The sequence below is a fragment of the Streptomyces botrytidirepellens genome, assembly GCF_003721215.1.
Taxonomy (GTDB): domain Bacteria; phylum Actinomycetota; class Actinomycetes; order Streptomycetales; family Streptomycetaceae; genus Streptomyces; species Streptomyces himastatinicus.
On record NZ_RIBZ01000586.1, the window covers coordinates 1 to 3,782 of the forward strand.

Annotated in this window: 3 protein-coding genes; 1 reads left to right on the plus strand and 2 read right to left on the minus strand. The window is 73.8% G+C overall.

Features of this window, described 5'->3' with window-relative positions; all coding sequences use genetic code 11:
* Window positions 1–45: 45 nt before the first annotated feature.
* Window positions 46–1,104 (minus strand): DNA integrity scanning diadenylate cyclase DisA, encoded by a 1,059-nt coding sequence (gene disA / locus EEJ42_RS33230; RefSeq protein WP_123105728.1) that lies wholly within the window; start codon window positions 1,102–1,104, stop codon window positions 46–48.
* A gap of 260 nt (window positions 1,105–1,364) precedes the next feature.
* Window positions 1,365–2,786 carry a DNA repair protein RadA gene (radA, locus tag EEJ42_RS33235; protein ID WP_123105730.1) on the minus strand — a complete coding sequence of 474 codons (1,422 nt, stop codon included), beginning with the start codon at window positions 2,784–2,786 and terminating at the stop codon, window positions 1,365–1,367.
* Between the two features lie 182 nt (window positions 2,787–2,968).
* On the opposite strand from radA, the gene EEJ42_RS33240 reads away from it, so the two are divergent.
* Window positions 2,969–3,782, plus strand: an 814-nt coding sequence (locus EEJ42_RS33240; protein ID WP_148082111.1) for an RNA polymerase sigma factor, incomplete at its 3' end; no start/stop codon positions are given.

The following is a 3,782-nucleotide window of genomic DNA, read 5'->3' on the forward strand; positions in this document are numbered from 1 at the left end:
CGGATCCGCCGACGCGGATCCGGCCCCCTCTTGCTTGCCGTGTCGCTACACGTACCGCTCCAGGATCGACGACTCCGCCAGCCGCGACAGGCCCTCGCGGACCGAGCGGGCCCGGGCCTCGCCCACGCCGTCGACCATCTGGAGATCGTCCACGCTCGCGGCCAGCAGCTTCTGTAGCCCGCCGAAGTGCTCCACCAGCCGCTCGATGATCGCTCCCGGCAGCCTCGGCACCTTGGCCAGCAGCCGGAAGCCGCGCGGGGAGACCGCCGAGTCCAGGGTCTCGGGGGAGCCCGTGTACCCGAGAGCGCGGGCCACGATGGGGAGTTCGAGCAGCTCGGTGTGGGTGAGCCGGTCCAACTCGGCGAGCGCGTCGGCGACGGTGCGGGTGCGCTTGGCGGTCGGCTCGGGCACGTAGTCCCGTACGACCAGCTCCCGCTCCGGCTCGACGCCCGCGATCAGCTCGTCCAGCTGGAGCGACAGCAGCCGGCCGTCCGTGCCCAGCTCCACCACGTACTCGGCGATCTCGGTGGCGATGCGCCGCACCATCTCCAGCCGCTGCGCGACCGCGCTGACGTCCCGGACGGTGACCAGGTCCTCGATCTCCAGCGCGGAGAGGGTGCCCGCGACCTCGTCCAGCCGCAGTTTGTACCGCTCCAGGGTGGCCAGCGCCTGGTTGGCGCGGGACAGGATGGCCGCGGAATCCTCCAGGACCCGCCGCTGCCCGTCCACGTACAGCGCGATCAGCCGCATGGACTGGCTGACGGACACCACCGGGAACCCGGTCTGGATGGAGACGCGCTGCGCGGTGCGGTGCCGGGTGCCGGTCTCCTCGGTGGCGATGGCCGCGTCCGGGACGAGCTGCACCCCCGCCCGCACGATCTTGCTGATGTCCTTGTCGAGTACCAGCGCCCCGTCCAGCTTGCACAGTTCGCGCAGCCGGGTGGCGGTGAACTCGACGTCGATGACGAAGCCGCCGGTACACAGCGACTCGACGGTCTTGTCGGTGCCGAGCACGATGAGCCCGCCCGTGTTTCCACGGAGGATGCGCTCAAGGCCGTCACGCAGGGCCGTGCCCGGCGCGACAGCGCTCAGAGTGGCACGCATCAGACTGTCGGCTTTGCCGGGATTCGATGCCCGGTCGCCTGCTGCCACTGCACTCCTCCGTCACAAGGTCTGAATCGGTGCCGCGAGTCGCCCCTCCGCGCCCCTGTACGAGGCCACGTACGGGCGAGACCAGGGCAAAGTCTACCGGCGGTCCCCGGCCTCCCGTGGGGTCTCCCGGCGTACGCCCGTGGGCGGGAACCGGAGTGCGGCTCCCCCTGTGGCCCGGATCGCCCCGCTCACCACCGCGTTCGCCCCCGCGGTCACCCCTGTTCAGGGGCGTCCGCGCGGGACCGGTCGGCGCGCTCCCGGCGGGGCAGTACGCGCAGTGCGTCCCCTATGTCCGCCACCTCCAGCACCCGCATGCCGTCGGGGACACGCCCCGGATCGGTGGGCACCAGGGCATGGGTGAAGCCCAGCCGGGCGGCCTCGGACAGCCGCCGCTGCACGCCCGTGACCCGCCGGACCTCGCCCGCGAGCCCCACCTCGCCGATCGCCACCAGGTTCTTCGGCAGCGGGGTGTCGCTCGCCGCGCTCGCCAGCGCGAGCGCCACCGCGAGATCCGCCGCGGGCTCCGACAGCTTCACCCCGCCCACCGTGGCGCTGTAGATGTCGCGCTTGCCGAGCGCGCTGATCCGGCCGCGCTGCTCCAGCACGGCCAGCATCATCGAGACGCGGGAGGTCTCCAGCCCTGAGGTGGTGCGGCGGGGGGAGGGGATCTGCGAGTCGACGGTGAGCGCCTGCACCTCGGCCACCAGCGGGCGGCGGCCCTCCAGGGTGACGGTCAGGCAGGTGCCGGGCACCGGTTCGGCGCGCCGGGTGAGGAACAGCCCCGACGGGTCGGCGAGGCCGGTGATGCCCTCGTCGTGCAGCTCGAAGCAGCCCACCTCGTCCGTCGCCCCGTAACGGTTCTTGACGCCGCGCACCAGCCGCAGCCGGGCGTGCCGGTCGCCCTCGAAGTGCAGCACCACGTCGACCAGGTGCTCCAGCAGTCGCGGGCCCGCGATCGCCCCGTCCTTCGTCACATGGCCGACCAGCAGCGTGGACATGCCGCGCTCCTTGGACGCCCGGATCAGCGCCCCGGCCACCTCGCGCACCTGGGCCATGCCGCCGGGCGCGCCGTCGATCTCGGGCGAGGCGACGGTCTGGACGGAGTCCAGGATCAGCAGCGACGGCTTGACCGAGTCGAGATGGCCCAGCACGGCGGACAGATCGGTCTCGGCCGCGAGGTAGAGATGCTCGCTCAGCGCGCCGATGCGGTCGGCGCGCAGCCGGACCTGACCGGCCGACTCCTCCCCGGTCACGTACAGCGTCCGGTGGTCGTCGGTGGCCGCCTTGGCCGCGACGTCCAGCAGCAGCGTCGACTTGCCGACCCCCGGCTCCCCGGCCAGCAGCACCACGGCGCCGGGGACCAGGCCCCCGCCGAGCACCCGGTCCAGCTCGTCCACACCGGTGGAACGGGCGGTGGCCTGGCGGCCGTCGACCTGGCCGATGGGCAGTGCGGCCGAGGTGACCCGGCCGGGCGCGGTCGTCCGCACGGCGGGCGCGCCGAACTCCTCGACCGTGCCCCAGGCCTGGCACTCCGGGCAGCGGCCGAGCCACTTGGCGGTGGTCCAGCCGCATTCGGTGCAGCGGTAGGAGGGCCGGTCCTTGGCGGATGAACGGGAGGAGCTACGGGCAGCCATGACGCCAACGCTAGCGTCGGCCACCGACAGCGCGGCGCCCAGGCTGCTTGTGGGCTCATAGCAGTTCTGCGGCACGGAAGAGGGACACCTGTCCCCTTATGAGGGAGATGGTCACCCGTAAGGGTTAAAACTGCCCAAGTAAGGCGAGCGAGTCTGCATCATCCGCCTACGGTCGCCGGGTGATGAGCAGCAGGTCCGAGCACTCGACACACGCCACCGGCGCACACCGGGCGCAGCGCCGCGCGCCCCGCGTCACCACCACGCGCACTCAGCGGCCCCCCGCGCGCTACGAGCCGTATCTGGACGGTCTGTTCACCTACTGCCTGTCGGTCCTCTGCGAGCACGACGCCGCGGCCGTCACGCTCGGCGATGTGCTGGCCGTCGCCGAGCGGCGGCTCGGACGGGGGCGTGGGCGCGGGCGCGCGGAGGCCGAGGAGGAGCCGAGCAGGCCGTGGCTCTACGCGGTCGCCCGCTGGGCCTGTCTGCGCAAGCTCGCCGAGCTACGGGAGCGGCGGGAGCCGCGGGACCCGACGGGCGGGCGGGGCGGTCCGGACACCGCGCTGCCCGAGCCCGTCGCCGACCGCCGCCGCCGCGAACTCGCCGCGCTCGCCTGGCCCGAGGCCGCCGGGACCACCGCCGCACAGCGCGAGGCGCTCGAACTCCACGTCCGCCACCAGCTCACCCCCGCCGAGGTCGCCGCCGCGCTCGGCAAGGAGCCCGACGAGACCCGCGCCCTGCTCTCCAGCGCCGCCTGCGAGGTGGAGCGCACCCGCGCCGCGCTCGCCGTCGTGGAGCTGGGCCACTGCCCCGTCGTCGCCCGGCTCGCGGGCGACACCCAGGTGCTGCTCTCCGCCGCGCTCCGCCGTGAGCTGGTGCGCCACGTCGACGACTGCCGCGAATGCCGCCGCATGGCGGAGCGGGCCACGGCGGACGGCCCCTGGCCCGGCACGGCCGCCGCGCCCGCCGCGCTGCCGCTGGTGGAGGCGCCCCGCTCCG